The sequence below is a fragment of the Sphingopyxis sp. BE259 genome (assembly GCF_031457495.1).
Lineage (GTDB): Bacteria > Pseudomonadota > Alphaproteobacteria > Sphingomonadales > Sphingomonadaceae > Sphingopyxis.
Genome location: NZ_JAVDWM010000001.1, coordinates 3,098,287 through 3,124,897 on the forward strand (window position 1 = coordinate 3,098,287; position 26,611 = coordinate 3,124,897).

Below are 26,611 nucleotides of genomic sequence, written 5' to 3' on the forward strand. Positions count from 1 at the left end.
AGGTCAGCTTTGGGGTGGGGAGCGGACATACCCCACCCTCGTCACCCCGGACTTGATCCGGGGTCCATGAGGCCATGCGCCGCCCGCTGCTGAGAGGGCGCATGGATCCCGGATCAAGTCCGGGATGACGAAAGTTTATGTCCGCTACCGGCCGCTTCCCGCCATTCCGACGTCAGGCGAAAAACTATTTCTTCGCCGCCCCGCATTGCACCGACCCATTGCCGATGTTGCGCACTGTGCATACCGGCTTCCCCAGCACGACGGTCTTGCCAACCCCGCGCGCGGTCACCGCAGCCGTCTTGACCGCGCGCATCCGCTGGTCGCCCGCGCCTTCGCCATCAAAGGTCAGCATATCGACCGCCAATGCCCCCGCGTCGAACAGCCCGGCGCCCGACACGGTCATCTGCGCCTGTTTCGCGGTGCCGCCCAGCGTCATCGTGCCGTTGCCGATCATCACGACCGACAATCGGTCGGTCGCGATCGCGCCGACCGACAGCGTACCGGGGCCGCGCAGGCCGACCGTCACGCGATTGCCCTTCAACCGGTCGATCCGCAGCGATCCCGCGCCGCCCATCGTCGCCGAGCGCAAATTCGCGGCGTTTATGCGGATCGTCACGGCACCGCGCGGCGCCTTGCGATCTGCGTCGCCAGCGAACTGGCGCTGGCCGATTACCAGACGCCCGTCGCGCGCTTCGACGGTCAGCCGGTCGAGCGCGTCCTGCGGCCCGGTCGCAACCGCCCCAACCGGCGCGCGCGTCGTCACCTCGATCACATAATCGGCATTGACCTCGATCGCCTCGAAGCTGGTCAGGCCAAAACGCTTCTCGGCCGCCGATGCGGGAGGAGCGGCAAGCAGGGCGACGGCCGCCAACGCGGCGCTGCGAATAGCAAAAGTCATGGTGCCGCCTTACCGCGTCGCGGCAGGCGGCACCAGCCCCTTGTCATTTGCAGGTGACCGAACCCGATCCCATCTGGCGCGACGAACATTTCGCGCCGCCACCCAGCGTCACGTCACCCGACCCCATGATGCTGACATCGGCGGCGCCGGTCGCCTGCGCCTCGACATTGCCCGACCCGGTGACCGACACTTCAAGCGTCTCGGCGACCAAGCCGTCGGCGTCGATGTCGCCCGATCCGGTCACGCTATATTCGCCCGCGCCGACCGTCCCGCCGCCGATTTCGATGTCGCCCGAACCCGACACGCTGACGTCGGCGCGCTTGCCGGTCAGCTTGGCGATCTTGAGGTCGCCCGACCCGGTGACCGCGGCCTCGACCGCGTCGCCTTCGACGCTGTCGGCGTCGATCGTTGCCGACCCGGTCAGGCGCACGCCGGTGAGGCGCGGCATGGTGATGGTGATTTCGACGTCGTCGTCGTCGCGGTCCGAAAAGCTGAAGCCTTCGCGTTTGCGCCCGATCGACAGCGTCGGGCCGTCGACCGCGATCTCCAGCCGGTCAAGGATCGCCTGCGGGCCCTTGGCGCTGATCGAAAACGCATCGCCCTGGCGAATGGTGACATCGTCGGGGCCGGCGACCTTGACCTCGGTAAAGCCGGTCAGCGCGTAGGCTTTGGTGGCGGCTGGACCGGGATCGGCAGACCCTGTCGCCTCGCCCTTGCCCGACTGGTCACCGTCCTTGCGGTCGGCGCCGTTACAGGCAGAGACCGTCATCGCCAGGGCCAGCGGCAAAACCGCCATCGTCCAGTTACGCATCGCAATTCTCCTTTGTGTATTGCTTGTATAACACACAACGGAGAGGCTGTCCAGCGATCCTACCAGCGCAGCAGCGGCGCCAGCAGCACCCGGCCCGCTATCCCCGACAGCGCGACCGCCAGCCCGTGCCACAGCGCAATATGGATCATGTCGTTTGATGCACAGTGCAGCGCCACGATCGTCGCCCCGGCGGCGCCCGCCGCGATGCCGATCACCCATCCGGCGCGGGTCGGCGACGTCGGCGCCCCGGCTTTCAGCCACGCGAACAGTGCCGCGGCGACGCCAAGCCCCGCAAATACGCCCTGCATCAGGCAATGCAGGCCATTTTCGGGGTGCGCCGCCGCCATCGCCGCATGGCCGTCGTCCATCGCCATCACCAGCGCCGATAACGGCAGGGCGAGCGCCGCGAGCCCCGCCCAGCGCCAGCCGTTATAATCGCGGCCAACCCCCGGCAATCCCATCCGCAGCGCGCTCCAAGCCGCGGCGACACCCAGGGCGACGATCAGCCAGAAGGCGAGCAACGGCAGCGGCGGCATCATCGCGCCCTCGGCCAGATCGTGCCGAGGGCCACCGAATAGCAGCAGTAAAGCGGCGCCAGCGAGCCATCCACCGGCAACCCATAGCGATCCGCGTGCCACCCGGCGCGGGCGCACCGGTTCCAGCTCTTCGGTCAGGCCGTCGATCAGGCTGTCGATCGATGCTTCGGTCATGTCATTCGCTTTCAATCAATTGCGCGAGCTTTTTCAGCCCGCGGTGGATATTCACTTTCACCAGCGCCTCGCTCTGCCCGCAAATCTGCGATGCTTCGGCGATCGAGGCGCCCTCGATCTTGACCAGCGTGATCGCCTGCGCCTGTCCCGCGGGAAGGAACGCCAGCATGCGGTCGAGGCTGAGGCGCGCATGGACGACCTCGTCCTCGGCCCCGACCGCCGCGTCGCCCTCGCCCAGTTCGACCTCGTCGCGCTGGCGGCGCAACAGGTCGATCCAGCGATAGCGCGCGATTGCTGCCAGCCAGGGAAGAAACGGACGGCTGTTATCCCAGGTGGCCAGTTTACGATGCATCGACACCAACGTGTCCTGGACCAGATCGTCGATCTGATGCGGCGCGATGCGGCGCGCGAAATAGCGCGCCAGCCATCGGCGGCTGTCGTTCAGCAGCGCGCGATAGGCGGCGCGGTCGCCGCGCTGCGATGCCGCCATCAACCGCGCCAGCGAAGGTTCGTCGATGCTCATCTGCGCCGCAGTCTAGCAATGATTGCATCAAGCGAGAACAGCCCGCCGCCGCGCACGATCAGGATCGCCGCCAGCGCAGCCCACAGCGAATGGACCGGCCACCAGGCGTCGGGAAACACGAAGATCTGGATCACCAGTGTCATCACCAGCAGTGCGCCCGCCGACAACCGCGTCGCCAAACCCAGCAGCAGCAGGATCGGAAACAGATGTTCGGCATAGGTGGTCAGCGGCACCGCGATAACGGGGTCGAGCGGCAGACCGGAGAACTCCGATGCAAACAGATCATATTGGGCCGGGTCGATCTGCAACAAACCGCCCTCGGCCACCTTGGTGCGGCCCGACCGCCAGAACACTCCGGCCAGCGCGATGCGGACCAGCAGCAGCGCCGCCGCTTCGGGAATGCGCCCCGCCGCCAGCGCCACCGCGCGATCATAATATGCAGCGATCTTCATCTCTCAAACCCTCTCGAATGCCCCAGCGGCGATCAGCGCCGCGATGGCAGCACCACCTTCGGGATGGTGTTCGACGAGATGCGCGATGAGGTTACCGAGCGGCGATATTTCGCGCGCCAGATCGAGCACCGCGGCGTCGGCGGCATCGATCGCCAGCACCCGCACATCGGCATCGGGCCGCACCACGAGCAGCGCGCGCGCGCCGGGCGAAAAGCGCGGATCGACCAGCGGCGCGGCGGCGCGTGACAGCGTCACGGTGCGGACCGCCGGGTGACGCCGCACCGCCAGCGCCAACAGACCCGCTCCGCTCAGCCCGTCGAGATCGGCAAGCGCCAGTGCGGCGGCATCGGCGGCATGATAGCTTTCCAGCCACGCCCATTCGGCACGCGCCAGATCGGCGGCGACCGGATCGGCGAGCCAGTCGGGAAAGCCCGCCCCGATCTGTGCCAGCAACCGGCGCTGTGCGCCGCCGACATCGATGAAGGCGCGGGACACGCGGTTGAACTCGGCGGCACCCAGATGGTCGCGGGTGCGCGGAAATGTGTCCTCGAGCGCGATCAGCCGCGCGTGCGAGATGGTGTTGGCATGGACCCGCAGTCCGCGCAGCACCGCAGCACTATCGCCCGCGAACACATCCGCAGGCAGATGGTCGGGGCCGCGCAGCAACGTCGCGGTGATCGCCGCCTGGTCCTCAAGCATCGACCGCCTCGTGGGCGAGCAGCGCGTCGGCCTTGGTCACCTCGGCCATCAGCGTCGCATGGTCCGGAACATCGCTGTCCCATTCGATCAGCACCGGTTTCGGACCGGAGCCGCGCAGGAACGCCGTGAGCAGATCCCAGCAGCTGTCACGCACCGCCGACCCATGGTCGTCGATCGCGATCGCGCCGCCCATGTCGTCATCCTTACGGCTATGCCCCGCGACATGGACTTCGCCGACCAGCACCGGATCGAAAGCGGCGAGCCATGACGCCGGATCGCGTCCCAGGTTGAACGCCGAAACCTCGACATTGTTGATGTCGAGCAACAGTCCGCACCCGCTGCGGCGGCACAGTTCATGGAGGAAATCGACCTCGTCCCAGTCGTCCTTGGCATAAGCGAGGTAGCGCGAAGGATTTTCGATCAATATCGCGCGGCCCAGCCGGTCCTGCACCCGGCCCACCTCGCGCACAAAATGGTCGAGCGCGGCATGGCTGTATGGGATCGGCAGCAGGTCGGGGAATTTGTCGTCGGGGCCGTTGCTCCAGCTCAGATGATCGGACACCATCGCGGGTTCGTATCGCGCACATAGCGCCGCCAAGGCTTCCAACTCGGCGCAATCGACCCCGGTCGCCGACCCCAGCGACAGGCCGACCGAATGAAAACTCAGCGGCATATGCGCCGCCATCGCAGTCAGCCAGCGATGGGGAGGCCCGCCTGCGCCGAAGTAATTTTGGGGATGAACTTCGACCCAGGCGGGCGGGGCACCCCGCTCCGCCGCCGCCAGCACGTCGGCATAATGTTCGGGTTTCAACCCGAAGCCGGCGCGCTGCGGCAAGTCGCGGAGCGGGCGGGGGGGCACTTGCCTCAGCTCTTTTTGGCGACCGGCTTGGCATTGCCCTTGTGCGCGGCCAGCGTGCCGCCCATCTTGACGCAGCTGCCCTTGTCGACATTTTTCCAGGCGTTGCCCTGATAATCGACCGTCGAGGTGCCGGCGCAGCTGGTGCCCGGACCGGCGGCGCAGTCATTCTTGCCCTTCAGCGACACGCCATAGCATTTTTCCTTGGCGCCATCGGCGGCGACGGCGGGGACAGCCACCGCACCGGCGGCCATGGCGAGGACGGCGGAGGCGGCGAGCGACAGTTTCAGGTTATTCGACATGATGGATACTCCCTTGGAAATGAGTGATGCGGGGGATGGCATCGACAAGGGTTTCGCGGGGTCGCGCGCAAAGGTTACGCATCGCACCAGCCGCCGCGCCATTTTGTCGCCACCTTCGGCGCGCAGGGGCGGCTTTTGCGATTAGGGCCGGAAAGCAGATCATGAGCGTAGCGTTTCGCCGCGAAGGCGACGACGAGCATAAGGAACCCGAATTCGAGCTGCCCATCGCGGTCGGCCCGAACTGGGTCACGCCGCGCGGCTTGCGGCTGCTCGGCGAAGCGGTCGCGCGGATCGAGGCCGAGATCGCGGCAACCGGCGACGACGAAGCGCGCAAGAAATTGCAGCGCCGCCTGCGCTATTTCCACACCCGCCAAGCGACCGCTGACGTCCAGGCGTCGCCCGCGCACGGCAGCGTCGGCATCGGCAGCCGTGTCACCTATCGGCTGAACAAGGCGGAGAAGACGATCACCATCGTTGGCGGCGACGAAGCCGATCCGGCGCGTGGCTCGATCGCCTTTTCGGCCCCGCTCGCCCGCGCGCTGATGGGCGCCGAGGTTGGCGAGAACGTCGAATATCAGGACCGCGAGGATGCCATCACGATCGTGGCGGTCGAAACCGATCCGGAGACGCAGGCATGAAAGACAAGTTCGAACGCCACAAACAGCCGTGGACCCCCGCCGAAATCGACAAGCTGCACACGCTGGCCAAAAAGGGCATGGCGTTGAAAGCCATCGCCAAGGCGCTGACGCGCAGCGAGGAATCGGTGAAGGTGCGCGCCAAGGCCGACGGACTGTCGATCGCCAAGCTGCACTGACACGCTCATGTCCGCGAATGAATTTGACGTCATCATATTGGGCGCCGGCGCGGCAGGGCTGATGTGCGCCGCGATCGCGGGGCAACGCGGGCGGCGCGTCTTGCTGCTCGACCATGCCGATCAGGTGGGCAAGAAGATCCTGATTTCGGGCGGCGGGCGCTGCAACTTCACCAATGTGAACGCCGCGCCCGATCGCTTCCTGTCGGCCAACCCGCATTTCGCCAAATCGGCGCTGGCGCGCTACACCCCCGCCGACTTCATCGCGCTCGTCGACCGCCATGGCATCGCCTATCACGAGAAAACGCTGGGCCAGCTGTTCTGCGACGGGTCGGCGAAACAGATCGTCGCGATGCTGCTGGCGGAGTGCGCCAAGGGCGGCATCGATGTCCGCACCGGTCAGCCGGTCGGCGCGGTCACCCACGCCGACGGCAAATTCGCGGTGCGGTTCGGTGATCAGCAATTTGCGGCCACCAGTTTGGTCATCGCCACCGGCGGACCGTCGATCCCGCAAATGGGCGCAACCGGCTTCGCATATGACCTCGCGCGCCAGTTCGGCCTCAAGGTCGTCGAACCGCGCCCGGCGCTAGTCCCGCTGACGCTGGGCGGCGATGATGTGCTGTTCCGCGAACTGTCGGGTATAGCCGCGCCGGTCGAGGCGCGCGCGGGCAAGGCGGCGTTTCGCGAGGCGGCGCTCTTCACGCACCGCGGCCTGTCCGGCCCGGCGATTTTGCAGGTCAGCAGCTATTGGCGGCATGGCGAACCGGTGACGATCGACCTGTTGCCCGATGCGCCAGACGGCTGGCTGCTCGACGCCAAGCGGAGCCGCCCGCGCGCCACGCTGCGCGCCGCGCTTGGCGCGATGCTCCCCGACCGGCTCGCCGAAACCCTCGCCGAGCGCCTCGCGCTGCCCGGCGAACTCGCAGCGCAAACCGACCGCAAGCTCGCCGAAGCCGAGTCGCAGCTTGCCCGCTGGATTTTCCGCCCCAACGGCACCGAAGGTTTCGCGAAAGCCGAGGTCACCGTCGGCGGAATTTCGACCGCCAACCTGTCATCGCAAACAATGATGGCCAAAACCGTTCCAAACCTCTATGCGGTCGGCGAGGCCGTAGATGTCACAGGGTGGTTAGGCGGCTATAATTTTCAATGGGCCTGGGCTAGCGGACACGCTGCCGGACAGGTGATTTAAGCCCATTGAGCCCCTTCTGTCGGCCTGCCACCGCACCGGTGGCCGCCTCTATTATTGAGATAAAAATGCCTTTCGAAAATCTTTCCCCCGTCCTTTCGGACGCCCTTGTCGCGCGCGGCTATGAGGCACTCACCCCCGTCCAGACGCAAGTCACCGAATCGGAAGCCAAGGGCCGCGATCTGCTCGTCTCCGCCCAGACCGGCTCGGGCAAGACCGTCGCCTTCGGCCTCGCGATGGCCGACGAACTGATCGAGGATGGCCGCCTTCCCTTTGCGACCTCGCCGCTCGCGCTGATCATCGCGCCGACCCGCGAACTCGCGCTGCAGGTCAGCCGCGAACTTAGCTGGCTCTATGCCAAGGCCGGGGCGCGCATCGCGACCTGCGTTGGCGGCATGGACGCCAGCAAGGAACGCCGCGCACTCGGCCAGGGCGTGCAGATCGTCGTCGGCACTCCGGGGCGCCTGCGCGATCACCTCGAACGCGGCGCGCTCGACCTCACTGCGCTCCGCGTCGCGGTGCTCGACGAAGCCGACGAAATGCTCGACATGGGCTTTCGCGACGACCTTGAGGAAATCCTCGACGGCACCCCCGCGACGCGCCGCACGCTTTTGTTCTCGGCGACGCTGCCGAAACCGATCGTCCAGCTCGCCAAACGGTATCAGCAGGATGCACTGCGTATCTCGACCGTCGGTGAGGACCGCGGCCATGGCGACATCGCCTATCAGGCGGTGACCGTCGCGCCCGCCGACATCGAGGGCGCGGTGGTCAACCTGCTGCGCCTGCACGACGCCGAGACCGCGATGCTGTTCTGCGCGACGCGCGACAATGTCCGCCGTCTTCACGCCAGCCTGGTCGAGCGCGGTTTCGCCGCCGTCGCGCTGTCGGGCGAGCACAGCCAGAATGAGCGCAACGCCGCGCTGCAGGCGCTCCGCGACCGCCGCGCCAAGGTGTGCGTTGCGACCGACGTCGCCGCCCGCGGCATCGATCTGCCGACGCTCAGCCTGGTCATCCACGTCGAAATTCCCCGCGACGCCGAAGCCCTCCAGCACCGTTCGGGCCGCACCGGGCGTGCGGGCAAAAAGGGCACCGCGGTCATCATCGTCCCCTATCCCCGCCGCCGCCGCGTTGACGGCATGCTGCGCGGCGCGCGGATCGAGGCCGAGTGGATGGACGCCCCGACCGCCGCCGACGTGCGCAAGCGCGATCAGGAACGGCTGATGGAAAAATTGCTCACCACCGTCGAGCATGAACCCGAGGATATCGAACTCGCGCAGCGCCTGATGGCCGAGCGCACCCCCGAGAATATCGCCGCCTCGCTGGTTCAGATGCACCGGGCGCTGATGCCGCCGCCCGAAGACCTGATCGACAACAGCGCCCGTGGCCGCGAATCCGGCGGACGCCCCGAGCGCGGCGAACGCTTCGAACGGCCCGACCGCGGCAGTGCCGACCACCGCGAAGGGTTCGAGGACAGCGTCTGGTTCCGTCTGAACATCGGGCGCCACCAAAATGCCGACCCGCGCTGGATCCTGCCCCTGCTGTGCCGCCGCGGCCACGTCAGCAAGAACGAGATCGGCGCGATCCGCATCGGTCCCAAGGAAACGATGTTCAATATCCCGCGCGCGATCGCCGATCGCTTTGCCGAGGCGGTGGTACGCAGCGCCAATGAAGATGGCGAGGACGACAGCGGCGTGGCGATCACCCCCGCCCCCGACGGCCCGACCTATCCGCCGCGCCGCGATAAGGGCGGGCATGGCGGCGGCCATTCGGGCGACCGTGCGCCCCGCGCTACGCTGGGGCGTGCACCCGGCGGCGACCGCGCAGGTCCGCGCGGGCCGCGTGGCCCCGGCGGCCCGGGCGGCAACGACCGCTACAAACCCAAGCCCTTCGGCCAGCGCAGCCCGCGCCGCCCGAAATAACGTCTCGCCATTGCAAGCGCAGCGAAGCAATCCAGAGCGGTTTACGCCAGCTTTGGATTGCTTCGCTGCGCTCGCAATGACGTGCGACATGGTCGAACCACCCTTGCGCCTCCCGCTTGGCCAGCCCAGATGGACCGGACAGTAGGAGCGCGCGCCATGAAAGCCATCACCGCCTTCATCGAAAGCCAGGGTGGACCCGAGGTCATCGACTGGCGCGAGGTCACGCTGGACAAGCCCGGCCCCGGCCAGGTGCTGCTCCGCCAGACGGCGATCGGGCTGAATTACATCGACATCTATCACCGCGACGGCACCTATCCGGTACAACTGCCCGGCGGGCTCGGCCTCGAAGCCGCCGGGGAAGTAATCGCGGTTGGCGAGGGCGTCCACGGGTTCCGGCCCGGCGACCGCGCCGCGACCTTTGGCCCCGAACGCACCGCCTATGCCAGCGCGAGGTTGGTCACCGCGGCGTCGCTGTTCAAGCTCCCTCCCGCGATCGACGACGACACCGCTGCGGCGGCGCTGCTCAAGGCCTGCACGGTCGAAATGCTGGTCGAACGTTGCGCCAAGGTCGAGGCGGGTTGGCCGGTGCTGGTCCATGCCGCGGCAGGCGGGGTCGGCCTGATCCTGACCCAATGGCTGAAAGCGATCGGCGCGACGGTGATCGGCACCGTCAGCACCGAGACAAAGGCGCAAGCGGCGCGCGAGGCGGGCGCCGACCATGTGCTGATGTACAAAAGCGATGACGTCGCCGCGCACGTCCGCGAAATCACCGACGGTCAGGGCGTTCCGGTGACGTTCGACGGTATCGGCATGGCGACATGGGACGTATCGTTGAAAGCCACCGCGCGGCGCGGGCTGATCGTCAGCTATGGCAATGCGGGTGGACCGGTGACCGGGGTGAATTTGGGCGTGCTCGCGCAGCACGGCTCGCAGTTCGTGACCCGACCGACCTTGTTCGACTATTACCTCCATGCCGGCGAGCGCGCTGCGGGCGCGGCGCGGGTGTTCGAGATGATCGAAAGCGGCGCGGTGAGGATTACCGTCGGCCAGCGTTACGGGTTGCAGGATGCGGCAAGGGCGCATGCCGATCTGGAAGCGGGACGGACGACCGGGTCGACGTTGCTGATTCCCTAGACTTTAGCACGTGACCCCAGTTCCCGTTCGTGTCGAGCGAAGTCGAGACACCCGTCGTCGGCTCATGTCTTCACGGCATCTCGACTTCGCTCGATGCGAACGGAAATTAATAACTTAGGCGTTTAGCCTCTCCGCATGCCATCCCACATGCTCGGCCAGAAAGGTCGAGATGAAATAATAGCTGTGGTCATAGCCCGGCTGCATCCGGATCTCGGCCTTCTGCCCCGCCAATTCGCATGCTTCGACCAGCAAATGCGTTTTCAACTGCTCGGCCAGGAAATTGTCGGCTTCCCCCTGATCGACCAGCAAATCGGCGACCCGCGACCCGCCCGCGATCAGCGCACACGCGTCATACGCCGCCCACGCTTCACGATCGGCGCCCAGATAATTGCCGAGCGCCTTTTCGCCCCACGCACATTGCAGCGGCGCGACAATCGGCGAAAAGGCCGACACCGACCTGAAGCGATCAGGCGTTCGCAGCGCCACGGTCAGTGCGCCATGGCCGCCCATCGAATGGCCGGTAATCCCCTGCCGCGTCATGTCGGCCGCAGCAAACTCGCGCAGGATCAGCGATGGCAGTTCGTCCTCGATATAGGATCGCATCCGGTAATGCGCCGCCCAAGGTTCCTCGGTCGCATCGACATAAAATCCCGCACCTAGCCCGAAATCCCAAGCACCTTCGGGATCGTCAGGAACGCCGTCTCCGCGCGGGCTGGTGTCGGGGGCGACGAAAATCACGCCATGCTGCGCGCAGGCAGCGCGATATTCGCCCTTTTCCATCACATTGGCGTGGGTGCAGGTCAGCCCCGACAGATACCAGAGCACCGGCAGCTTGGCGCCGGGTTCATGGTCGGGGACAAAGACCGCGAAACTCATGTCAGTGCCCGTGGTGGTGCTGGCGTGCTTGTACACGGCCTGCGTCCCGCCATGGCTGCGAACGGTCGATAGCGTCTCTAAAGTCATGAATTGTCCTGAACGGGGATGGCGGCGATCAGCGGATCATGCCCCCAATGGCGCAGCAGGTCCAGTATCGCCCCGCCCGCCAGTGCCAGCGTTGCGGTGTTGCGCAGCGGGTGGACGCCCACGCGATCAGCGGCGGCCAACGCGGCGTCGAGGATGACGGTGATGCTGCCCGGCGGCGCATTGATCGCCGCCAGCGGCGTCACCGATCCCGGCGCGACGCTCAGTAAACGCGCCATGTCATCGGCCTTGCCAAAGCTCACCCGCTTGCTGCCGATCGCGGCGGGCAGCGCCTTCAGGTCGACGCGCGCCGCCGACGGCACGGTGACCAGCCAGAAAGCGCCGTCCTTATCCTTCAGAAACAGGTTCTTGGTATGCGCGCCCGGGATCGCGGCATTAACCTCTTCGCTCTCGGCGACGGTGAACACCGCGTCATGCTCGTGCGCGGCGAACGGAATTCCCAGCGCCTTCAGGTCCGCCAGCAGTCCCGCTTCGCCGCGCATGATCTATCGGTCGTTTACAGGCGCTTCAGTGCACACAGCTTGTTGCCGTCGGGGTCGCGCAGATAAGCGAGGTAGAGCTGACCAAAGCCGCCTTGGCGGATGCCCGGCGGGTCTTCGATGCTGGTGCCGCCCGCGGCAACGCCGGCGTCGTGCCACGCATTGGCCTGCGCCTCGTCGTCCATCGCGAAACCGATCGTGCAGCCATTGCCCGCGGTCGCCGGCTGGCCGTCGATCGGCGGCGTTACCAGGAACAGCCCGCCATTGTGCATATAGATCAGACGGCCCTTGTCGTCCTGGATCCCCGGCTTGCCGCCAATCGCCTGAAAGGTCGCATCATAGAATGTCTTGGCTTTGGCCACGTCGTTCGTGCCGACCATATTGTGACTGTACATCGCTCTCTCCTTTTTTCGTTGCGAATCGATACCGATCTTGTGCCAGCCTTGTCAGCGGAAAACCACCGTCTTGCGGCCGTCGATCAGCACGCGTTGTTCGGCGACCCAGCGCACCGCTTTCGCCAGCACCTGCGCCTCGACGTCGCGGCCGATGCGGATCAGATCCTCGACGCTGTCGCGGTGATCGACACGCTCGACCGCCTGTTCGATGATCGGGCCTTCGTCGAGGTCGCTGGTCACGAAATGCGCCGTCGCGCCGATCAGCTTGACCCCGCGCTCCTGCGCGCGGTGATAGGGTTTGGCGCCCTTGAACCCGGGCAGGAAGCTGTGGTGGATATTGATGCAGCGCCCCGCGAGTTTCCCCGACATATCCTGCGACAACACCTGCATATAGCGCGCCAGCACCAGATAGTCGGCGCCGCTGCGCGCCATCAGGTCGAGGATGCGTTCTTCCTGTTCGGCGCGATTGGCGTCGCTGACCGGGAAATGGTGGAACGGCACCCCATGCCATTCGCTCAGCCGCCGCTGATGTTCATGGTTCGACACGACCGCCACGATATCGATCGCCAGATTGCCGGTCGACCAGCGGTGGAGCAGGTCATTGAGGCAATGGCTGCCCTGCGACACCGCGATGACAAAGCGCGGTTTGGCGGCGCTGTCGCTGATCCGCGCGTCCATCGCGAAACGCTCGACGATCGGCACGAACGCCGCCTGTACGCCCGCCAGCCCCTCGGGGAAGCGCGGCCCGGCGCCGCGAAAGGCGACACGCATGAAGAAACGCCCCGAATCGAGGTCGGCATATTGCTGGCTGTCGAGGATGAAGCCGTCGCGCTCCGCGAGCAGTCCGGTGACGGCAGCCACGATGCCGACCGCGTCGACGCAGCTGAAGGTCAGGACATATGGTCCAGTCAAATCGTCACTCCCTCTTGAACGGAAGGATCATCCTCAAAGCCCGCTCGTGCTGAGCCTGTCGAAGCACCGTTCTTCCCCTCGCCGCCGCATGAAGGAAGAACGGCCCTTCGACAAGCTCAGGGCGAACGGATCATAAGTATTAGATCAGAAGACGACGACGCTGCGGATGCTTTCCCCCGCATGCATCAAATCGAACCCCTTGTTGATCTCCTCGAGCCCCATGACATGGGTGATCATCGGGTCGATCTCGATCTTGCCGGTCATGTACATGTCGACGATCTTCGGCACGTCGGTGCGGCCCTTGGCGCCGCCGAACGCGGTGCCGCGCCAGTTGCGCCCGGTGACAAGCTGGAACGGCCGCGTCGCGATTTCCTTGCCCGCCTCGGCGACGCCGATGATGATCGACGTGCCCCAGCCGCGGTGACAGGCTTCCAATGCGGTGCGCATCACTTCGGTGTTGCCCGTGGCATCGAAGGTATAGTCGGCGCCGCCGTCGGTCAGCTGGACGATCGCGGCAACCGTGTCTTCGCGGCTCATGCCTTTGGTGTTGAGGAAGTCGGTCATCCCGAACTTGCGGCCCCATTCCTCGCGATCGGGATTGATGTCGACGCCGATGATCTGCTTCGCCCCCGCGAGGCGCGCGCCCTGGATTACGTTGAGCCCGATACCGCCGAGGCCGAAGACGACGACATTGTCGCCGACCTGCACCTTGGCAGTGTGAATCACTGCCCCAACCCCCGTGGTTACGCCGCAGCCGATGTAACAGCTCGACTGGAACGGCGCGTCTTCGCGAATTTTCGCGACCGCGATCTCGGGCAATACGGTGAAGTTCGAGAAGGTCGAGCAGCCCATATAATGGAAGATCGGCTGACCCTTGTAGCTGAACCGCGTCGTGCCGTCGGGCATCAACCCCTTTCCTTGGGTAGCGCGGATCGCGGTGCACAGGTTGGTCTTGCCCGACAGGCAGCTTTTGCACTGGCGGCATTCGGGGGTGTAGAGCGGGATCACATGGTCGCCGGGGGCGACGCTGGTCACACCCGCGCCGACTTCGCGCACCACGCCCGCGCCCTCATGCCCCAGCACGCTCGGAAATATGCCCTCGCTGTCGAAACCGTCGAGCGTATAGGCATCGGTGTGGCAGATGCCCGTCGCCATGATCTCGACCAGCACCTCGCCCGCCTTCGGGCCTTCGAGGTCGAGTTCGACGATTTCGAGCGGCTTCTTCGCTTCGAACGCAACGGCGGCACGGGTCTTCATGGGCGGGTCTCCTTCTCGGGCGCTCCCAATCAGGCAAATGGGGCGGCAATGCAAGATGCTCCCGATCCTCCCTGTCGCGCAGCGATGGGGAGGTGGCAGCGCGAAGCGCTGACGGAGGGGCAATAACGCAACGTCGCCGCCCCTCCACCACGCCCTGCGGGCGCGGTCCCCCTCCCCATGGCTTCGCCACAGGGAGGATTGGCTCAGTGCTTCGCCCTAAAGCCACAAAAGCCCCGCATGCGCGCATCGATTTTGTGTCCTTTGTGGCTTTAGCGGCTAGGGCGTCGGTCCTTAAGGAGACAAAAGATACGGACGCATCGCGCAAAACTGTCTCCTTTGTCGCCTTAAGACAGGCGCGAATATCGGCGAAATCAAAGAGCCGGACCGCAGGCTGGCACAGCGAAATAATGTAGGAAAGCCCGATCTGCCGACACGCTCCCCTATTTCGTAACCCTCGAACGAGACACGTGGCTCGTTCGACTTGATCCGGGGTCCATGACTTCAGCGCCGCCGTGGATCCCGGATCAAGTCCGGGATGACGATGACGGAACCGTGGTGATCAACACTCCACCACACTAACCGCCAGCCCGCCCTTCGATGTTTCCTTATATTTATCGCGCATGTCGCGCCCGGTTTGCAGCATCGTCGCGATCACCGTGTCGAGGCTCACCACATGCGTGCCGTCGCCGATCATCGCGATGCGGCTGGCGTCGATCGCCTTGATCGATCCCATCGCATTGCGCTCGATGCACGGAATCTGCACCAGCCCGCCGATCGGGTCGCAGGTGAGGCCGAGGTTGTGCTCCATGCCGATCTCGGCGGCGTTTTCGACCTGCGCGTTGGTGCCGCCGAGCGCGGCGGTCAGCCCCGCCGCAGCCATCGAACAGGCGACCCCGACCTCGCCCTGGCAGCCCACTTCGGCGCCCGAGATGCTGGCGTTGCGTTTATACAAAGCGCCGACCGCGCCCGCGGCGAGCAGGAAGGTGCGGACCCCCGCGTCGTCGCCGCGATAGCCGCGCCGGTAGAAACGGATCACCGCGGGGATGATCCCCGCCGCGCCATTAGTGGGCGCGGTGACGACCTTGCCGCCCGCGGCGTTCTCTTCGTTCACCGCCATCGCCCACAGGTTGATCCAATCCATCATCGCGAGCGGATCGGTCAGATTCTGTTCGTGGCGATTGCGGATGTCGGCGGCGATCTGCGGCGCGCGGCGCTTGACCTTGAGCCCGCCGGGCAGGATCCCAGTGCTGCAACAGCCCGCGTCGATCGACGCATCCATCGCGCCCGCAATCGCGTCGAGCCCGGCGTTCACTTCGTCGAGGCTGCGGTGGACGAGTTCGTTTTCGAGCATCATCTCAGCAAAGCTCTTGCCCGATGCCGCGCCCATGCTGAGCAGGTCGGCGCCCGAGGTGAAGGCGAAGGGCAGTTCAACCTCATCCTCGGCGCCGCGGCTGTTGCGTCCCGCCTCGTCCTCGTCGACGACGAAGCCGCCGCCGATCGAGAAATACATCCGCTTGGCGAGGATCTCGCCGTCGGCGTCGCGCGCGGTGAAGCTCATCGCATTGCTGTGGAACGGCTGGCGCTGGCGCATCTGGAAATGCAGGTCGCGGGCGGGCTGGAAGCGAACGCGCTGACGCCCGAGCAGATAGAGGAAGCCTTCGCTGGTCGCGCGGTCCCAATGCGCCTTGATCGCGCCGAGGCTGGTGCTCGCGGGAATCTCGCCCGCCAGACCTGCAACGATTGCCGTGTCGGCGGCGTGGCCCTTGCCGGTCAGCGCGAGCGATCCGTACAGATCGGCTTCGACATGTACCGTCCGATCGAAGAGATTTTTCTCGTCAAGCCAGACGGTGAAACGGCGGGCCGCCACCATCGGGCCAACAGTGTGCGAGCTAGAGGGGCCGACACCGATTTTGAAGAGTTCAAAGAGGCTGATCGTCATGGCGGCGCTATAGGGGCGGCGGCGTCGTGACGATAGATACCCGTTCAAATTTCGTTACGGCATTGGGGGTATCCTCCCTGTCGCGCAGCGATGGGGAGGTGGCAGCGCGAAGCGCTGACGGAGGGGCTTTGGCGCCACGTCGCCGCCCCTCCACCATCGCCTGCGGCGACGGTCCCCCTCCCCACGGCTACGCCGCAGGGAGGATATTCAGGTCAGGCCGGATAGGTCCAAGTCGCCTCGCGGGCGAAATTCTCCGCCGCGAAATCCCAGTTGAGCAGCTCATCCACCACTGCATCGACATAAGCGGGGCGCAGATTCTTGCGGTCGATATAATAGGCATGTTCCCACACATCGATGACGACCAGCGGCTTGATGCCGAGGGTCAGCTCGGTACCCGCGTCATGCGTATCGGTCACCGACAGCGTGCCGTCGCGCGACACCAGCCAGGCCCAGCCCGATGCGAAATGGTTGACCGCGGTTTCCTTGAGCTTCTTTTTCAGATCGTCGAGCGACCCGAAATCGCGGGTGATCGCGGCGAGCAGGTCGCCTTCGGGGGCGGTTTTTTCAGGGCTCAGGCTGTGCCAGTAAAAGGCGTGGTTCCATGACTGGGCGGCGTTGTTGAACAATCCCTTGTTGCCCGCGCCCTCGGCATGATGGACGATTTCCTCTAGCGGCTTGTCAGCCAGCTCGGTGCCGGTGATCGCCGCGTTGACCTTGTCGACATAAGCCTTGTGATGCTTGCCATGATGCGTCGCCAGCGTATCGGCCGAAATATGCGGCTCCAGCGCATCCTGAGCGTAGGGCAGGGGTGGATGGGCGATCGTCATGGCAGTCTCCATTGTTTTTTCAGAGGGGATGAGGGGTTAAACTCGGTATCGCGGGAGCGGGTTGCAAGGCTGAGATGGTGAATTTTCTCGGTCTAATCGATCAATTGACCATCTTCGCCACTTTGAGCCGACCTATTCATTTTCGTCATCCCGGACTTGATCCGGGATCGATTGCGGCGCTGGAAGAATGGATCCCGGATCAAGTCCGGGATGACGAGACAGGCAAGCTACGTCACCATTGCCAACAATGCCGCGATGCGATCCGCCTCCTCGGCGGGCTTGTCGCGGCGGATGCGCGAGATGCGAGGGAAGCGCATCGCCAACCCCGACTTGTGGCGCTTCGAAGCGTGAATCGAATCGAAAGCCACCTCCAGCACCAGCGATTTTTCCACTTCGCGCACCGGGCCGAAGCGGTTCAGCGTGTTGTCGCGCACGAATTTGTCGAGCCACTTCAATTCCTCGTCGGTGAACCCCGAATAGGCTTTGCCGACGGGCAACAATTCACCGTCGTCGCTCCAGCACCCGAAGGTGTAGTCCGAATAGAAGCTGGCGCGCCGCCCATTGCCGCGTTGGGCATACATCATCACGCAATCGGCGGTCAGCGGGTCGCGCTTCCACTTATACCACAGCCCGGCCCGGCGGCCCGCGACATAGGGCGCATCGCGGCGCTTGAGCATCACCCCCTCGATCGCCGCATCGCGCGCACCCGCGCGGCGGGTCGCAAGGTCGTCGAAATCCTTGGCGTCGATCACTTGCGACAGGTCGAAATGGCTATCGGCGAGGTGCGGTACGAACGTCTCCAACTGCCGCCGCCGTTCGGTCCAAGGCAGAAGGCGCAGATCGTTGCCGTCAACCGCAAGCAGGTCATAAACACGCACGAACGCTGGGGATTCAGCGAGCATTTTCTTCGACACCGTCTTGCGCCCGAGCCGCTGTTGCAGCGCATTGAAACTCGCCGCCTCTCCCCCCTGAGCATCGCCGCGGACGAGCAGTTCGCCGTCGATAACCGCGTCCTGATCGAACGCCGCGACCAGCTCGGGGAAGGCCGCGCTGATCTCTTCGCCGCCGCGGCTGTAGATGCGCGTCTCGCTGCCACCCCGCACGATCTGGACCCGGATGCCGTCCCATTTCCACTCGGCGGCATAGTCGGCGAGATCGACGGTGCCATCCTCCAGCGGATGAGCGAGCATGAAGGGGCGGAAGAAGGCGACATCGGCGAGGTCGGGCCGCTCCGCCCTGCCCTCGCCCCACGCCAACAGCGGCGCATAGGGCGGCGGTATTGCGTGCCACAGCTCCTCGACATCGTCGACAGGCACGTCGAACGCCTGCGCGAACGCCTGTTTCGCCAGCCGCGCCGACACCCCGACGCGCATCCCGCCAAGCGCCAGCTTGAGCAGCGCATAACGCCCGTCGACATCGAGCCGGTCGAGCAGGTCCGCGAGGATCGCGGGGGCGGTGGCGCGGGTGGCAGCGGATAGGGCGTCAACCGCTTCGGATATGGTCAACGAATTCCGCTCGTCCTGAGCAGCCCCTGAGCTTGTCGAAGGGGCATCTCGAAGGACAGCTGCAGGTGGTTCGAGACGCGCCGTCGCCGGGCTCAGTCGCTCCTCACCACGAACGGATGGGGGGTCCGGCCACAACAACGCTGCGGTCTCCGCCGTGTCCCCCACAAAATGGCGCGACAGCCGGAACAGTTCCTCATCCACCCGCGTCGCCAGCAACGCCCGCACCATCGCCGATTTCACCGCCGGAAAGTCCAGACTTTCGGTCAGTGCCGCAATCGCCCAGCCGCGGTCGGGATCGGGGGTATGCTTCAGATAATCGGCGATCAACGCCAGCTTCGAATTGCGCGACCGCGTGTAGATCAGCCGGTCGATCAGGGCGGCAAAGGCTTTCACGCTTCCTCCTCCAGATCGCGGCCGACCAGATGCAGCGCGCGCGCCTTGCGCTGATGCAATTCGCACCAGCGCAGCAAGCCGTCCTCGCTGCCGTGGGTGATCCACGTCTCTTTCGGGTTCACCTCGGTGATCGTCGTGGTCAGTTCGTCCCAGTCGGCATGATCCGAAATCACCAGCGGCAGTTCGACCATTCGCTGCCGCGCGCGTTGGCGCACGCGCATCCAGCCCGACGCCATTGCGGTCACCGGATCGGGCAGCCGCCGCGACCAGCGATCGTTGAGCGCCGACGGCGGCGCGACGATGATCTGCCCCGCCATCTCGGCCTTGTCGGTCTCGCTGACCAGTTTGAGCTCGCCCAGATCGACGCCATGCGCGGCATAGAGCGCGCACATTTTTTCCATAGCGCCGTGAATATAGATCGGCGCATCCCATCCCGCGGCGCGCAGCTCCGCCATCACCCGCTGCGCCTTGCCCAGCGCATAGGCACCAACGAGCACGCAACGACCCGGTTCGGCGCGAACCGCGCCGATCAGCTTGGCGATCTCGTCTGACGTGGGAGGGTGGCGGAATACCGGCAGCCCGAAAGTGGCCTCGGTGATGAAGATGTCGCACGGCACGACCTCGAACGGGGCGCAGGTCGGGTCCGGGCGGCGCTTGTAGTCGCCGGTGATGACAATCCGTTCGCCCGCATATTCCATCAAGATCTGCGCGCTGCCTAGAACATGCCCGGCGGGATGGAAGCTGAAGCGCACCCCGCCGCGTTCGAAACCGTCGCCATAGGGAAAGGCCTGATTATGGCTCGCCGCGACATCGACGCCGTAGCGCAGCGCCATGATCGCCAGCGTTTCGGGGGTCGCGAACACCGCGCCATGGCCGCTGCGCGCGTGGTCGGCGTGGCCGTGGGTGACGGCGGCGCGTTTGACGGGGCGCGACGGGTCGATCCACAGATCGGCAGGCTTCACATACAGCCCGTGCGGATGCGGTTCGAGCCAGGGCTTTGGTTTGGCCATCAGGCGCCGAGCTTTCGGGCCCGCGCCAAGTCGGCGACGAACGCCGCGCGCTCTTCGGCGGCGCGCGCCCGGTCGGGTAACCGCAGCAGAAAGGAGGGATGGATCGTCGCGATCAATTTTGTGCCTCCGGCGAGTTCGTGGACAGCGCCGCGCATCGACGCGATGCTTGCCGACTTGCCCGTCACCCCGCGCAGCGCGCTGCCGCCCAGCGTGACGATCAGGTCGGGCTGCACCACGGCGCGTTCCTTGTCGAGCCACCAGCGGCAGATGTCGATCTCGCCCGCCGTCGGATTCTGGTGGAGCCGCCGCTTGCCACGCGGTTCGAATTTGAAATGCTTGACCGCGTTCGTGAGGAACAGGCGCTGCCGATCAAGACCAGCCTCGGCCAGCGCCTCGTTCAAGACCTGCCCGGCGGGGCCAATAAAGGGTCGCCCTTCCAGATCCTCGCGGTCGCCCGGCTGCTCGCCGACCAGCATGATGCGCGCCGCCAACGGTCCTTCGCCCGTTACCGCCTGCGTCGCGTTGCAATGCAGCGGGCAGCGCGTGCAGTCACCGACCGCGCGAGCGAGGTCATCCAGCGAGTCGATGTCGTCGGTCAGGGCCAGGGCTTCGGGCATGCGGGTTCGCCATTTTCCGGTTTGCGGGTTCGCAAGCGAAACGGCGGTCTGACGCATCCGTTCCACCCGCGCCCCGGCGCCTGCAAGCAGCGGCGCGATATCCTGCGCCTCGGGCAGGTTCTTCCAATATTTCTTTGGCATTTCGGCGCGCATCGCGTCGATCTTCACCCGCGCGGGGTTGAAGATCGCGCCATAATAAGTCCGCCACTGATCCTCGACGACATCTGCGGCGGGCACCTCGTCCTTTGTCCCGCCTGCGCCATAGGTCAGCGTTTCATCATGCCAGATCGCCCGCGCGTCGGGGGTAAAGATCGCCCAGTCCATCCCATAAAAACGCCGCCGAAAGAAGGGCGCGGTCAGCCTCAGGATATAGTGATCAGGCTCGAACCAAGCGGCAAAGGATTCGCGCCCCGCATTATCCTCGCCCAGGCGTCGGAAGCGCACGAACGCGTGCATCTTGTGAATGTCGCGGCGGATCGCCTTGTCTGTATTGCCGAGCCAGTCGATATCGGGATCGGTTCGCCGCCCCAGCAGCTGCCGGTCGCGCAGCGCGCGCCACATGATGCGATAGAGCCGTGCGGGTACCCCGGTATCGCGGTGGCAGATCACCCGGTCGGCCATCGCGAGCAGTTCGCGCGGCAGCGACACAGCGCCCGCCGACGCAGGCGGTGCGTCGTCGCCGAACAGCGACGCTCCTTCATCGGCCCCGCGCCAGCTGACATCCTCGGGCGCCACACCAGCCGCGAGCAGCCCGCGCGCCGCATCGCGCCATTCGGCGAAATCGCCGGGCCGGGCGAGCACGACCTCCCTCATAGCGCCAGCGACAATTGCTCCGCGGGCGGGGCGAAGCGCGCGCGCAGGCTGGCGCTGTCGGTGAGCGAACCCGGCCGCCAGTCGGGCGTGACGATGAACGGAAGGACTTTCTTCACCGACGCGGTCAGCTTTGCCAGGTCGCCGATTCGCAGCTTGCCGGTCCGCCGCACCGCGACGATACGGTCGACGGCGCGCGTCCCCAGCCCCGGCACGCGCAGCAACAGCTCGCGCGGGGCGCGGTTGATATCGACCGGAAACATGTCGCGCCGCATCAGCGCCCAGGCGAGCTTGGGATCGATCGCCAGATCGAGCATCCCCGCCTGCGCGCCCTCCATGATTTCGGCGCGCTGAAAGCCATAGAAGCGCAGCAGCCAGTCGGCCTGATACAGTCGATGTTCGCGCATCAGCGGCGGTCGCACCGGCGGTAGATCGCTGCTCGCATCGGGGATCGGGCTGTAGGCCGAATAATAGACGCGGCGGAGGCGATAGCCCGAATAAAGGTTGGTGGCGGTCGCCAATATGTCGTCGTCGCGCGACGCATCCGCCCCGACGATCATCTGGGTCGATTGCCCAGCGGGCGCAAAGCGCGGTGCCTTGGCTTTTTTGAGCAGCCGCCCTTTCGCCGCTTCGATCGCATCGTCGGCGCCGACCCGCACCGACGCCATCGTCTTGCGGATCGTTGCGGGTTTTTTCTCGGGCGCAAAGCTCGACAATCCGGCCTCGGTTGGCAGTTCGACGTTCGTCGACAACCGATCGGCATAGCGCCCCGCCAGTGCGATCAACTCGGGCGCCGCTCCGGCGATCGTTTTCAGATGGATGTACCCGCCAAAGCGATGTTCTTCGCGCAATATCCGCGCGACCTCGACCAATTGCTCCATCGTATAATCTTCGGACCGAATGATCCCCGACGACAGAAACAGCCCTTCGATATAATTGCGCTTGTAGAAATCCAGAGTCAGCCGGACGACTTCCTGCGGATTGAAGCGTGCGCGCGGCACGTTGCTCGATGCGCGATTGATGCAAAAGCGGCAGTCGTAAATGCAGAAATTGGTCAGCAGGATTTTGAGCAGCGAGATGCAACGCCCGTCGGGGGCGTAGCTGTGACAAATGCCCATGCCCTCAGTCGATCCGATCCCCTTGGTGCCGGTCGAGTCACGCTTCACCGTGCCCGACGACGCGCACGATGCATCATATTTCGCGGCATCGGCCAAAATGCCGAGCTTTTCCAGAATCATCTTTTCCGCCATCGCCCTGTTGTAGCACAGGAACATAGAGCGAACAAATCATCCGGGCGCGGTCAGGCGTCGCGCCACCGCGCTGGCAAGGTGATGTCGAGCTTCAGGCCTGTCGGCTCCCAATGACGCTCGATCGTGCCGCCCAGATTGTTGCGAACGCTGCGCTCCATCAGCAATGTGCCAAAGCTGGTCTTTTCGGGCGGACCGATCGGCCCGTCATTGCCGCTTTCGGTCCAGGTCAGCCGGAACAGCCGCGGCTGTTGCCCTTCGGGATCTTGCGTCCACTGGATGTCGACGTCGCCGCTCGCGCCCGACAGCGCGCCATGCTTGACCGCGTTGGTCGCCAGTTCGTTGAACACCAGTGCCATTGCGACCAGTGCATTTTCCGGCAGCAGCAAATCGGGGCCGGACCAGCGGATGCGCGGAAACGCCGCTTCGACCTCGCGCAGCAACGCGTGCATCGACCCGGTCATGAAATTGGCGCCGAGCAGGACATTCTGGGCGCGGTTGAGCGCGTCGAGCCGCCCCGTGATCCGCTCGACGTAGTCGTCTACGTCAGTCGCCGCATGGCGGGTCAGCGAGATGATCGCGCTGACCGTCGCGAACAGGTTACGCATCCGGTGATGCAATTCGCGCATCAACAAATTGGCATTTTCCTGGCGGCTTTTCTGTTCGGTGATGTCGATGCTGATCCCGGTCAGGATGGCGTCGTTCGACCGCACGTCCCAGTCAGCGCGCACCGCGATCCACCGCACCCCGCGTTCGGGGTGCTGGATGCGATATTCGGTGGCATAGTGGGAGCCGTTGGCGACCGATCCGCCCAGCACGATGCGGACGCCATCGCGGTCTTCCGGAAGCAGCCGTTCGTAAAAGCCGTCAATATCGGCCAGCGCGGTTTCGAAATCGGCGCCCCACAGCTCGGCGACGGCGCCGTCCCATTGGATCGCGCCCGTCCGGGCGTCGTAACGCCAAGTCGCGATGCCTGAAAAATCGAGCGCCCGCTCCAGCGTTTGTCGGGCGTCGTCGCGTTGGGCGACAATCCGCCGCAGGTCCGCCTCGGCCATGATGATCGCGGCAAAATCCTCAAGGCGCGCCAGTTCGCGCTCGACCAGCACCGGTCGCTCCTTACGATCGATGACGCACAAGGTGCCCAGGATCGTTCCGTTATAGGCGCGCAGCGGCACCCCGGCGTAAAAACGGATGAACGGATCGCCGGTGACCAGGGGATTGTCCCGGAACCGCTCGTCACCCAGCACGTCAACGACAACCACCGGCTTGTCCTCGGCGATCACATATTGGCAAAAACTGATGTCGCGCGGCGTTTCGGGGACATCGAGACCATAGGATGATTTGAACCACTGGCGGCAATCGTCAACCAGTGAAACCAGCGCAATCGGCGCGTCGTAAAGGTCGGCGACCATTTTCGTCACCCGGTCGAACGCTTCCTCGGGACCGGTATCGAGGATGCGATATTCGCGCAGCGTGTCCAGACGCAGACGTTCGGCCTGTTCCGGCTCCAAAACCACCCCATCGATCAAGTGTCGCCCCTCGCTTCCTCGTGCCGCTTGGGGCCGCTCTGCCATGAATATGGTCCCTAAAAAAGTATGCTTGCCGCGAAATAAGGAAAGCGGTGTAATTCCACTGGCTTACGTATCGGCCGGTGACTTCCCGGATGACTCTACGCACCGCAACGTGACAAGTTGCAGTGCCGCCGCGCACAGGTCACCGCAATTTTCCGCCCGATTTTGATGCGCTGATGCGGAACTGATATCTGGGGACGCGCGTATCACGCGCTTGAGCGGGAGGAATTTTGCATGAGCTTGGGTGACGAAATTCGCGGACATTTGCCGTTTCTGCGACGCTACGCGCGCGCGCTGACCGGCAGCCAGCAGCATGGTGACAATTTTGTCCACACGACGCTGGAAGTCATTGTCGCCGCTCCCGACGAATTCAGCGCCGGCAACGGCACTCGCATCGACCTGTACCGCAATTTCCACCGCATCTGGGAAAGCGCCTATATCGATGATGGCGAAGGCGATGACGAGGGCGAGGACCCGTTCGTGCGCGCCGCCAATCAGCGGCTGGCGCAAATGACCCCGCTCGGCCGGCAAATCCTGTTGCTCACAGCGCTGGAAGGTTTTTCGGTCGGCGAAGCGGCCACGATCACCGGCACGGACGGTCCGACGGTCGAAACCTTGCTGGCCGATGCGGTGGGCGAGCTCGATCGCGAAACGCGCACGTCGGTGCTGATCATCGAGGATGAACCGCTGATCGCCATGGAACTCGAACAGATCGTCCGCGCGCTTGGGCACAGGGTCGCCGGGGTTGCCGCGACCCATGCCGACGCGGTGGCGGCGTTCGAGGCAACCGATGCCGGGCTGGTGCTGGCCGACATCCAACTCGCCGACGGATCGTCAGGTATCGACGCGGTTCAGGACATCTTGGCGATCGCGCCGGTGCCGGCGATCTTCATCACCGCGTTCCCCGAACGGCTGCTGACCGGCGGGCGGGTTGAACCGACCTTCCTGATTTCCAAACCCTTCCGCGAAAATACCGTGCGCGCCGCGATCAGCCAGAGCCTGTTGTTCACCCCGCAGCTCGCGGCCTAGACGGTTTAATCCCGCCCCGGTCCGTTCGCGGTCAGATGATCGACGTCGTCCATGATCGACCGGAACACGTCGCTCGATGCCAGTTCGTCGGTGCTGCGCAGCGGCATCGTGCCGCTTTCAAGCAGCGTCTGCAGCGCGGTGCGCGCGCGCGACACGCGGCTTTTCATCGTCCCGACCGCGCAGCCGCAAATCGCTGCGCCTTCCTCATAGGATAATTGCCCGGCGCCGATCAGCACCAGCGCCTCGCGCTGATCGACGGGCAACATCAACAGCGCGCGCTGGACGTCCGCAAGATGCAGACTGTCGTCCTGGTCGTCCGGCGCAACCAGCAGGCGTTCGGCGGCCAGCTCGTCATATTCGGCGGTAAATTTCTTGCGCCGCATCTGCGACAGGAAACAGTTGCGCAGGATGACGAACGCCCAGCTTTTCATGCTGGCCGGCCCCGGCACATATTGTGCCCGCGCCTTCCACGCCTTCAGCATCGTTTCCTGCACCAGATCGTCGGCCAGGTCGGCGTTGCCGCACAGGCTGCGGCCAAAGGCGCGCAGATGCGGCAACATCGCCGCCAGTTCGCGCTTGAAGCTGGCGTCGTCGAGCGGTTGGGGGTCGAGCGGTGGAGGCGTCAGGGTATTGATAAATAGGCCTTAGTTTTGGCAGTCACAGTCGCGAAGCGGTTCAGGCTTAGCGCCTTGCTCTCGCGATGCAAACCCGAACCGGCGAGCGCATCGAAAAAGCCCGAAGCGCCGGTCAATCGGCAGCGTCCTGCGTCGACCGACCGCGGCGCCCCAGCGCGATGAAATTTTCCATCATCAACGCATCTTGCGGGTCCAGTCGCCCGCTGCTCGCCAAGCGCGCAAGATTGTCGTCATGGCCGCGAAAATTCGGGTCATAGAGCATCGTCCATTCGGCAAAGGCGCGCTCTTCGATCGTCCGGCGCCGAACCTCGATCATCCCGCTATGCCGCGGATCGCCGCGGATCGTGTCGAGACAAGCATCGACCTTATCAGCCGGACCTTCGAGCAATTGGAGGAAGTTATGACCGTTAAAGATCAGCGCGCCGGTCAGCGCGTCGCGCTGATTGTTGCGGCGGGCCTCGACCAACAGCGCGGCGATGTCCTGTTCGCCGATCAACGGATCGGCAACGCTAATATAGATGACGGAAAGCAAGCGGCGTTCTCCAGCCTTTCCCATGCGGGAAAGGCGCAATTCAACCCCTCGCCGCAAGCCTGGTCGCTTACGCGGTGCCACGATTAGGGCCGTTGTGGCATCTTGGCAACGCTTTCGTCGCAAAAAACGCACTAGTCGGGAACTCGCGGCGCTTTTCGTCGTTGCTTCGGC

At 65.0% G+C, this 26,611-nt stretch carries 28 protein-coding genes; 6 read left to right on the forward strand and 22 right to left on the reverse strand.

The window, feature by feature from the left end:
* Positions 1–184: 184 nt before the first annotated feature.
* The 8 genes from J2X44_RS14820 to J2X44_RS14855 are packed head-to-tail and all read right to left on the reverse strand — an operon-like array spanning position 185 to position 5,251.
* Positions 185–898 (reverse strand): head GIN domain-containing protein, encoded by a 714-nt coding sequence (locus tag J2X44_RS14820; protein WP_310085632.1) that lies wholly within the window; start codon positions 896–898, stop codon positions 185–187.
* 43 nt (positions 899–941) lie between these two features.
* Positions 942–1,709, reverse strand: coding sequence for a head GIN domain-containing protein (locus J2X44_RS14825; RefSeq protein ID WP_310085634.1), 768 nt, complete (start codon positions 1,707–1,709; stop codon positions 942–944).
* Positions 1,710–1,768: 59 nt separating this feature from the next.
* On the reverse strand, positions 1,769–2,419 hold the full coding sequence (locus J2X44_RS14830) for a DUF1109 domain-containing protein (protein ID WP_310085636.1): 651 nt from the start codon (positions 2,417–2,419) through the stop codon (positions 1,769–1,771).
* Position 2,420: 1 nt separating this feature from the next.
* Positions 2,421–2,942, reverse strand: a complete 522-nt coding sequence (locus tag J2X44_RS14835) for a sigma-70 family RNA polymerase sigma factor (protein WP_310085639.1) — start codon at positions 2,940–2,942, stop codon at positions 2,421–2,423.
* Positions 2,939–3,394, reverse strand: coding sequence for a DoxX family protein (locus J2X44_RS14840; RefSeq protein ID WP_310085641.1), 456 nt, complete (start codon positions 3,392–3,394; stop codon positions 2,939–2,941). Before J2X44_RS14840 ends, J2X44_RS14835 begins: the two co-directional genes overlap by 4 nt.
* Before the next feature lie 3 nt (positions 3,395–3,397).
* A complete protein-coding gene (locus J2X44_RS14845) occupies positions 3,398–4,093 on the reverse strand; it encodes a DNA-binding domain-containing protein (RefSeq protein WP_310085644.1) in 696 nt (231 codons plus the stop codon).
* Positions 4,086–4,952, reverse strand: a complete 867-nt coding sequence (locus tag J2X44_RS14850) for a DUF692 domain-containing protein (protein ID WP_310085646.1) — start codon at positions 4,950–4,952, stop codon at positions 4,086–4,088. The genes J2X44_RS14845 and J2X44_RS14850 overlap by 8 nt, the downstream gene beginning before the upstream one ends.
* A gap of 5 nt (positions 4,953–4,957) precedes the next feature.
* The gene (locus tag J2X44_RS14855; protein ID WP_310085649.1) at positions 4,958–5,251 is read right to left on the reverse strand and encodes a DUF2282 domain-containing protein; all 294 of its coding nucleotides are present in this window, start codon (positions 5,249–5,251) and stop codon (positions 4,958–4,960) included.
* 161 nt (positions 5,252–5,412) lie between these two features.
* On the opposite strand from J2X44_RS14855, the gene J2X44_RS14860 reads away from it, so the two are divergent.
* The 5 genes from J2X44_RS14860 to J2X44_RS14880 all read left to right on the forward strand — a co-directional run bounded on the left by J2X44_RS14860 (position 5,413) and on the right by J2X44_RS14880 (position 10,301).
* Complete coding sequence (locus J2X44_RS14860; RefSeq protein ID WP_310085652.1) at positions 5,413–5,889, forward strand: GreA/GreB family elongation factor; 477 nt, start codon at positions 5,413–5,415, stop codon at positions 5,887–5,889.
* Positions 5,886–6,065: a hypothetical protein gene (locus J2X44_RS14865; protein ID WP_062177561.1), complete on the forward strand. Its 180-nt coding sequence runs from the start codon at positions 5,886–5,888 to the stop codon at positions 6,063–6,065. Before J2X44_RS14860 ends, J2X44_RS14865 begins: the two co-directional genes overlap by 4 nt.
* A gap of 7 nt (positions 6,066–6,072) precedes the next feature.
* Positions 6,073–7,251 carry an NAD(P)/FAD-dependent oxidoreductase gene (locus J2X44_RS14870; protein WP_310085657.1) on the forward strand — a complete coding sequence of 393 codons (1,179 nt, stop codon included), beginning with the start codon at positions 6,073–6,075 and terminating at the stop codon, positions 7,249–7,251.
* 65 nt (positions 7,252–7,316) lie between these two features.
* A complete protein-coding gene (locus J2X44_RS14875) occupies positions 7,317–9,167 on the forward strand; it encodes a DEAD/DEAH box helicase (RefSeq protein ID WP_310085659.1) in 1,851 nt (616 codons plus the stop codon).
* 156 nt (positions 9,168–9,323) lie between these two features.
* Positions 9,324–10,301: a quinone oxidoreductase gene (locus tag J2X44_RS14880; RefSeq protein ID WP_310085662.1), complete on the forward strand. Its 978-nt coding sequence runs from the start codon at positions 9,324–9,326 to the stop codon at positions 10,299–10,301.
* Positions 10,302–10,415: 114 nt separating this feature from the next.
* Here J2X44_RS14880 and fghA read toward each other — a convergent pair whose 3' ends face one another.
* From fghA to J2X44_RS14940, 12 genes are all read right to left on the reverse strand, one after another.
* Positions 10,416–11,264: an S-formylglutathione hydrolase gene (gene fghA / locus J2X44_RS14885; RefSeq protein ID WP_310085665.1), complete on the reverse strand. Its 849-nt coding sequence runs from the start codon at positions 11,262–11,264 to the stop codon at positions 10,416–10,418.
* A complete protein-coding gene (locus J2X44_RS14890) occupies positions 11,261–11,764 on the reverse strand; it encodes a prolyl-tRNA synthetase associated domain-containing protein (RefSeq protein WP_310085666.1) in 504 nt (167 codons plus the stop codon). Before J2X44_RS14890 ends, fghA begins: the two co-directional genes overlap by 4 nt.
* Positions 11,765–11,778: 14 nt before the next feature.
* Positions 11,779–12,156 (reverse strand): VOC family protein, encoded by a 378-nt coding sequence (locus tag J2X44_RS14895; RefSeq protein WP_310085668.1) that lies wholly within the window; start codon positions 12,154–12,156, stop codon positions 11,779–11,781.
* Positions 12,157–12,207: 51 nt separating this feature from the next.
* Positions 12,208–13,068 carry a formyltetrahydrofolate deformylase gene (purU, locus tag J2X44_RS14900; protein WP_310085672.1) on the reverse strand — a complete coding sequence of 287 codons (861 nt, stop codon included), beginning with the start codon at positions 13,066–13,068 and terminating at the stop codon, positions 12,208–12,210.
* Positions 13,069–13,212: 144 nt separating this feature from the next.
* Entirely contained in the window at positions 13,213–14,325 is a 1,113-nt protein-coding gene (locus J2X44_RS14905) for an S-(hydroxymethyl)glutathione dehydrogenase/class III alcohol dehydrogenase (protein WP_310085674.1), read from the reverse strand.
* A 559-nt stretch (positions 14,326–14,884) separates the two neighbouring features.
* A complete protein-coding gene (locus J2X44_RS14910; RefSeq protein WP_310085677.1) occupies positions 14,885–16,264 on the reverse strand; it encodes an L-serine ammonia-lyase in 1,380 nt (459 codons plus the stop codon).
* A gap of 212 nt (positions 16,265–16,476) precedes the next feature.
* Positions 16,477–17,091, reverse strand: coding sequence for a superoxide dismutase (locus tag J2X44_RS14915; protein ID WP_310085680.1), 615 nt, complete (start codon positions 17,089–17,091; stop codon positions 16,477–16,479).
* Positions 17,092–17,318: 227 nt separating this feature from the next.
* Positions 17,319–18,989, reverse strand: coding sequence for a cisplatin damage response ATP-dependent DNA ligase (locus tag J2X44_RS14920; RefSeq protein WP_310085682.1), 1,671 nt, complete (start codon positions 18,987–18,989; stop codon positions 17,319–17,321).
* Positions 18,986–19,999, reverse strand: a complete 1,014-nt coding sequence (locus J2X44_RS14925) for a ligase-associated DNA damage response exonuclease (RefSeq protein ID WP_310085684.1) — start codon at positions 19,997–19,999, stop codon at positions 18,986–18,988. The genes J2X44_RS14920 and J2X44_RS14925 overlap by 4 nt, the downstream gene beginning before the upstream one ends.
* Complete coding sequence (locus J2X44_RS14930) at positions 19,999–21,429, reverse strand: UdgX family uracil-DNA binding protein (RefSeq protein WP_310085687.1); 1,431 nt, start codon at positions 21,427–21,429, stop codon at positions 19,999–20,001. Before J2X44_RS14930 ends, J2X44_RS14925 begins: the two co-directional genes overlap by 1 nt.
* Positions 21,426–22,676 carry a putative DNA modification/repair radical SAM protein gene (locus J2X44_RS14935; protein WP_310085690.1) on the reverse strand — a complete coding sequence of 417 codons (1,251 nt, stop codon included), beginning with the start codon at positions 22,674–22,676 and terminating at the stop codon, positions 21,426–21,428. The genes J2X44_RS14930 and J2X44_RS14935 overlap by 4 nt, the downstream gene beginning before the upstream one ends.
* Positions 22,677–22,726: 50 nt before the next feature.
* On the reverse strand, positions 22,727–24,202 hold the full coding sequence (locus J2X44_RS14940; protein ID WP_310085694.1) for a GAF domain-containing protein: 1,476 nt from the start codon (positions 24,200–24,202) through the stop codon (positions 22,727–22,729).
* Positions 24,203–24,478: 276 nt separating this feature from the next.
* Here J2X44_RS14940 and J2X44_RS14945 point away from each other — a divergent pair, with 276 nt between their 5' ends.
* Positions 24,479–25,273, forward strand: coding sequence for a response regulator (locus tag J2X44_RS14945; RefSeq protein ID WP_310085697.1), 795 nt, complete (start codon positions 24,479–24,481; stop codon positions 25,271–25,273).
* Between the two features lie 5 nt (positions 25,274–25,278).
* Here the strand turns inward: J2X44_RS14945 and J2X44_RS14950 are convergent, their stop codons facing one another.
* Positions 25,279–25,833, reverse strand: coding sequence for a sigma-70 family RNA polymerase sigma factor (locus J2X44_RS14950; protein ID WP_310085699.1), 555 nt, complete (start codon positions 25,831–25,833; stop codon positions 25,279–25,281).
* Positions 25,834–26,020: 187 nt separating this feature from the next.
* Positions 26,021–26,464: a BLUF domain-containing protein gene (locus tag J2X44_RS14955; RefSeq protein WP_310085703.1), complete on the reverse strand. Its 444-nt coding sequence runs from the start codon at positions 26,462–26,464 to the stop codon at positions 26,021–26,023.
* Positions 26,465–26,611 lie beyond the last annotated feature (147 nt).